Source organism: Stenotrophomonas sp. P5_B8 (assembly GCF_054049855.1).
The window spans coordinates 1-5,702 of record NZ_JBFULO010000239.1; the positions used below are offsets into that span (position 1 = coordinate 1).

General features: G+C 67.7%; 3 protein-coding genes and 1 riboswitch. Of the genes, 1 reads left to right on the forward strand and 2 read right to left on the reverse strand.

Annotated features, from left to right (window positions below; genetic code table 11):
• Positions 1–236 precede the first annotated feature (236 nt).
• The gene (locus ACXJKH_RS13225) at positions 237–629 is read right to left on the reverse strand and encodes a hypothetical protein (protein ID WP_312239255.1); all 393 of its coding nucleotides are present in this window, start codon (positions 627–629) and stop codon (positions 237–239) included.
• 224 nt (positions 630–853) lie between these two features.
• The gene (locus ACXJKH_RS13230) at positions 854–2,077 is read right to left on the reverse strand and encodes a multidrug effflux MFS transporter (RefSeq protein ID WP_457319912.1); all 1,224 of its coding nucleotides are present in this window, start codon (positions 2,075–2,077) and stop codon (positions 854–856) included.
• 279 nt (positions 2,078–2,356) lie between these two features.
• Positions 2,357–2,459, forward strand: a riboswitch (glycine riboswitch).
• A 98-nt stretch (positions 2,460–2,557) separates the two neighbouring features.
• On the opposite strand from ACXJKH_RS13230, the gene gcvP reads away from it, so the two are divergent.
• On the forward strand, positions 2,558–5,428 hold the full coding sequence (gene gcvP / locus ACXJKH_RS13235; protein ID WP_457319914.1) for an aminomethyl-transferring glycine dehydrogenase: 2,871 nt from the start codon (positions 2,558–2,560) through the stop codon (positions 5,426–5,428).
• Positions 5,429–5,702: the final 274 nt, after the last annotated feature.

Sequence of the window (5,702 nt, forward strand, 5' to 3'; positions counted from 1 at the left end):
GGCAACGGCAGCCCCTGTGGCACGCTGACCGTCCGCGCACGTCGATGAACGAAAAAGCCGGCCCATGGGCCGGCTTTTTTTGTGGTCGGTAGTGCCGAGCCAGGCTCGGCAAACGCGCAGCGCGCGTCGGGTGCTATCGGCGTCGGTGCGAAAGGCAGCCACGCATGGCGTGGCTCTACCCGGATGAACGGTTGCATTGTGGGAATGACGAGGCCGCGGGGATCCGAACGCCGCGCTCAGGAATGCGCAGGACGCTTCAGGCTGGCGGCAAGTTCCACCTTGAACTGCTCGAAATCCTTGCCGTCGGCCGTTGCTTCGGCATGCGCGGCATCCTTCAGGGCGTCCGAGTAGACCAGGCGTACCGGCGTGCCCTGACGCTCGTGCAGTTCGGCGGCCTGCATGATCAGCGCCAGCACGCGCGCCGCGCTCGGGGTCTGGCCGGCGATGCGGCCATCCATGCCCAGTACCCACTCGCCGTCGCGGCGGACGATGCCGGCCAGCAGCGTGCGCTGCTGGTCACGCAGCTCGGCATGCGGCTCCACCGGCGGGGTGGCGGCCTGCTCGCGGTTGGCAGCCTGGGTTTCGCGGCGCCGGCGGATGTCGCGGCGCAGTTTGGAGGTGGTCGACATCTGGAACGTCCGGACTGCATCAAAGCGCAAAGGATACCGCACGGGCCCGGCCGGGCCCGTTGAGGGCCGCCGCCCGGCTCGGTCCCGCACCTTGCCGTGGCGCCGATAGCCCATGACGGTGATGGCCTGCCGATCGATGCCGCAGCCCTGACCAGGTGCCGCCGGATCGCCAGCACCACGCCGGCCACGCCCGCGTCGCCCGCCATCGTAGCGTGCGCGTGCGCTTATTCGATCGGCGTCAGCACGTCACGGCGGCGCTCGCAGTGCCGCTCCCAGTACCAGAAGCTGCCACCGATGGCGAAGAAGCCCGCGTAGCCCAAGGCCAGGTGCAGCGGGCTGCTGCTGAGCATCGGCGAAACCACGCCGGCCACCACGGTGTTGATCATCAGCTGGATGAACATCTGCATCGAGGAGGCCAGGCCGCGCTGATGCGGGTACATGTCCAGCACGGCGAGCGCCAGGATCGGGAAGATCAAGGCCATGCCGACGCCGCCCAGGAAAATCGGCATCACCGCCCACGGCAGCGCGATCTGCGGTACCGATACCACGTAGCCGACGTTCAGCAGCGCCGAGACGGCGCACAACGCAAACCCGATCGCGATCTGCCGCTGCGCCACGATCCGCCCGGCCATGCGGCCGGACAGGAACGAGCCCACGGTCATGCCGCCGATGGTGGGGATGAACAACCAGGCAAAGCCGCCCTCGCCCAGCTTGAGGTGTTGCATCACAAACACCGGTGCCGAGGCGATGTACAGGAAGATGCCGGAGAAATTGAACGCGCCTGCCGCGGCCAGGCGCAGCAGGCGCGGGTTGGAGCCCATCCGCACATAGCTGCGCAGCAGTTCGCGCATCGACAGCGGCGTGCGCGCTTGGACCGGGTGGGTTTCCGGCAGCCATTTGCCGGTGGCCAGCAGCAGCACCACGCCGAACAGCACCAGGAACCAGAAGATCAGCGGCCAGTCGCCGCCGCCGAGCAGGATCCAGCCGCCGATGATCGGCGCGATGGCCGGGGCGACGCCGAAGATCATCGACACCTGGCTCATCAGACGCTGCGCGTCGGCACCGTGGTACAGATCGCGGATCACTGCGCGGCCGACGATCACCCCGACCCCGGCGGTGACGCCCTGCAGCGCACGGAACACCAGCAGCGTGGTCATGTCGCGCGACAGCGCGCAGCCGATCGAGGCGCCGATGAACAGCACCAGCCCGCCGATGATCACCCGCTTGCGTCCGAACGCATCGGACAACGGGCCGTGCGCCAGGCTCATCAGGCCGTAGAACAGCAGGTACACGCTGATGGTCTGCTGCACGGCCACCTGGTCGACCTGCATGCGGTCGCCGAGCAGCAGGAAGGCCGGGAAAATGGTATCGATCGAGAACGGACCGAACATCGCCAGGCCTGCGAGCAGCAGGGCAAGGCGGCGGGTCGAGGGTGAGGCGGGCGTCATGCGGTCTTCCGTCTGGGCCGTGCGCACTGCACGGCGGGCGCAAGCCCGGAACGGGCGGCACCAGATGAATACGAGGGTCCGATGATGATAGGCCTTTGTACCGCCGGGCACCATCGCCGGAGGCCCGAGAGGGGCGCCCATACCACCCCGTATTCATGTGCCATGGGGACGCAGCAGAGAAAGCCGCTGGGCTATAATTGGCGGGCACCATGGTGGGAGAAGCGGACACCCGCTGCCGAAGGCGCAACGCCCGTAATCGCTCAGGCCCGATACCACCCGTACCAAAACTCTGGAGAGACCGGCCCATTGCCGGCGCCGAAGGGGCACGAAGCACGCAGATGCGCGCTTTTAAACTCTCAGGCAAAAGGACAGAGGGGCACCCAGGAAGACCGCAAGGTCCGGTGGATCGCTGTCGCCCGCGACACGCCCTGGCCCCGGCTGCCTTCCGAACGTGCGTGCCCACTCTTCGAGATGCCAGCCATGTCCCAGAACACTCCTTCCCTGCGCGAGCTTGAACACAGCCACGCGTTCGTCGAACGCCACATCGGCCCCAACGACGCTGAAATCGCGCAGATGCTCGACGTGGTCGGCCACGCCTCGCTGGACGCGCTGACCGATGCGATCGTCCCGGCCGGAATCAAGTCGCCGGCCCCGCTGGACCTGCCCGAGTCGCTGACCGAAGTGCAGGCACTGGCCAAGATCCGCGCCATCGCCGACAAGAACCAGGTGTTCCGCACCTTCATCGGCCAGGGCTACTACGGCACGCTGACCCCGAACGTCATCCTGCGCAACGTGCTGGAAAACCCGGCGTGGTACACCGCCTACACCCCGTACCAGGCCGAGATTTCGCAGGGCCGCATGGAAGCGCTAATCAACTTCCAGACCCTGTGCGCCGACCTGACCGGCATGGAGATCGCCAACGCCTCGCTGCTGGATGAAGCCACCGCCGCCGCTGAAGCGATGACCCTGGCCAAGCGTTCGGCCAAGTCCAAGTCCGACACCTTCTTCGTGCACGACGCCGTGCACCCGCAGACGCTGGAACTGCTGCGCACCCGCGCCGAGCCGATGGGCATCGTGCTGCGCGTGGGCACCCCGGCCGAGGCGATGGAGGCCGAAGCCTATGGGGTGCTGCTGCAGTACCCGGACACCTTCGGCCATATCGGCGACTACAAGGCGCTGGCCGATGCCGTGCACGCCCGTGGCGGCCTGGTCGCGGTGGCGACCGACCTGCTCGCGCTGACCCTGATCGCCGCCCCCGGCGAATGGGGCGCGGACATCGTGGTCGGCAACTCGCAGCGTTTCGGCGTGCCGTTTGGTTTCGGTGGCCCGCATGCCGCCTTCATGGCCTGCCGCGACGCCTACAAGCGCTCGATGCCGGGCCGCCTGATCGGCGTCTCGGTGGACGCGCAGGGCAATGCCGCCTACCGCCTGACCCTGCAGACGCGCGAGCAGCATATCCGCCGTGAGAAGGCCACTTCCAACATCTGCACCGCGCAGGTGCTGCTGGCGGTGATGGCCTCGATGTATGCCGTGTACCACGGCCCGGAAGGTCTGACCCGCATCGCCCGCCGCACCCATCGCCTGGCCGCGATCCTGGCCAGCGCACTGCGCGCTGCCGGCGTCAATGTGGGCGAGCATTTCTTCGACACCCTGCACGTCAAGGACGTCGACGCCAAGGCGATCCACGCCAAGGCCGCGGCCGCACGCATCAACCTGCGTGCGATCGACAGCGATGCGGTCGGCATCAGCCTGGATGAAACCGCGACCCGCGCCGACATCGTCGCGCTCGGCCAGCTGTTCGGTGCCACGGTCGATGTGGACGCGCTGGACGCGGCCACCGCCGATGCGTTGCCGGCCGGCCTGGTGCGCACCAGCGACTTCCTGACCCACCCGGTGTTCAACACCCACCACAGCGAACACGAACTGCTGCGTTACCTGCGTTCGCTGGCGGACAAGGACCTGGCGATGGATCGCACCATGATCCCGCTGGGCAGCTGCACCATGAAGCTCAACGCCACCGCCGAGATGATCCCGGTGACCTGGCCGGAGTTCGCCAACATCCATCCGCTGGCCCCGGCCGACCAGGCCACCGGTTACAAGGAACTGATCGACGGACTGGAAGCGATGCTGGTGGAATGCACCGGCTACGACGCGGTCAGCCTGCAGCCGAACTCCGGCGCGCAGGGCGAGTACGCCGGCCTGCTGGCGATCCGCGCCTACCACCGCTCGCGCGGTGAGGGCCATCGCGACGTCTGCCTGATCCCGGATTCGGCGCACGGCACCAACCCGGCCTCGGCACAGATGTGCGGCATGAAGGTCGTGGTGACCAAGACCGATGCCAACGGCAACGTCGATCTGGACGACATCCGCGTCAACGCGGAGAAGTACAGCGACCGCCTGGCCGCGCTGATGATCACCTACCCGTCCACGCACGGCGTGTTCGAGGAAGAGGTGGTGGAGATCTGCGAAATCGTGCACAAGCACGGCGGCCAGGTGTACACCGACGGCGCCAACATGAACGCCCTGGTCGGCGTGGCCAAGCCCGGCAAGTGGGGCTCGGACGTGTCGCACCTGAACCTGCACAAGACCTTCTGCATCCCGCACGGCGGCGGCGGCCCGGGCGTGGGCCCGTGTGCGGTCAAGTCGCACCTGGCGCCGTTCCTGCCCAAGGTGCTGGGCGGCGAAGGCGATGTCGGCATGGTCAGCGCGGCCAGCTTCGGCAGCGCCTCGATCCTGCCGATCAGCTGGATGTACATCACCCTGATGGGCACCGCCGGCCTGCGCAAGGCCACCCAGGTCGCGCTGCTCAACGCCAACTACATCGCCAAGCGCCTGGCCCCGCACTTCAAGACCCTGTACACCGGCCGCAATGGCCTGGTGGCACATGAGTGCATCCTGGACGTGCGTCCGCTGGAGAAGACCTCCGGCATCGGCGCTGAGGACGTGGCCAAGCGCCTCATCGACTTCGGCTTCCACGCCCCGACGCTGAGCTTCCCGGTCGCCGGCACGCTGATGGTGGAACCGACCGAGAGCGAATCGCTGCACGAGCTGGACCGCTTCATCAACGCGATGATCCAGATCCGCGAGGAAATCGCCGCCATCGAAGACGGCCGCCTGGACCGCGAGGACAACCCGCTCAAGCACGCCCCGCACACCGCCACGGCGGTCTCGGCCAGCGAGTGGTCGCACGCCTACCCGCGCGAACTGGCGGCCTTCCCGCTGGCCAGCCTGCGCCAGCAGAAGTACTGGCCGCCGGTGGCGCGCGTGGACAACGTGTACGGCGACAAGAACGTGATGTGCGCCTGCATCCCGGTGGATGCGTACAAGGAAGACGAGGGCGTGGAGGTATAAGCCTCCCTGCCCGGATGCAACGAAGAACGGCCCGCGCAAGCGGGCCGTTTTTGTTGGCGGTTGCTGGCCGTGAGCCGGCTCCCCCAAGACGCGTGATGCCTCCCGGTAGTGCCGGCCGCTGGCCGGCTCCCATTCACCCCGGTAGTGCCGGCCGCTGGCCGGCTCCCACGGATGCCGATCGGCATGGTGCAGAGCCGGCCAGCGGCCGGCACTACCGGGAGGCATCACGCGTCTTGGGGGAGCCGGCTCACGGCCAGCAACCGCCAACAAAAAC

Coding starts and splice junctions, on each gene's coding strand:
- ACXJKH_RS13230 (WP_457319912.1), bottom strand. CDS start 2,077: ATGACGCCCGCCTCACCCTCGACCCGCCGCCTTGCCCTGCTGCTCGCA.
- ACXJKH_RS13225 (WP_312239255.1), bottom strand. CDS start 629: ATGTCGACCACCTCCAAACTGCGCCGCGACATCCGCCGGCGCCGCGAA.
- gcvP (WP_457319914.1), top strand. CDS start 2,558: ATGTCCCAGAACACTCCTTCCCTGCGCGAGCTTGAACACAGCCACGCG.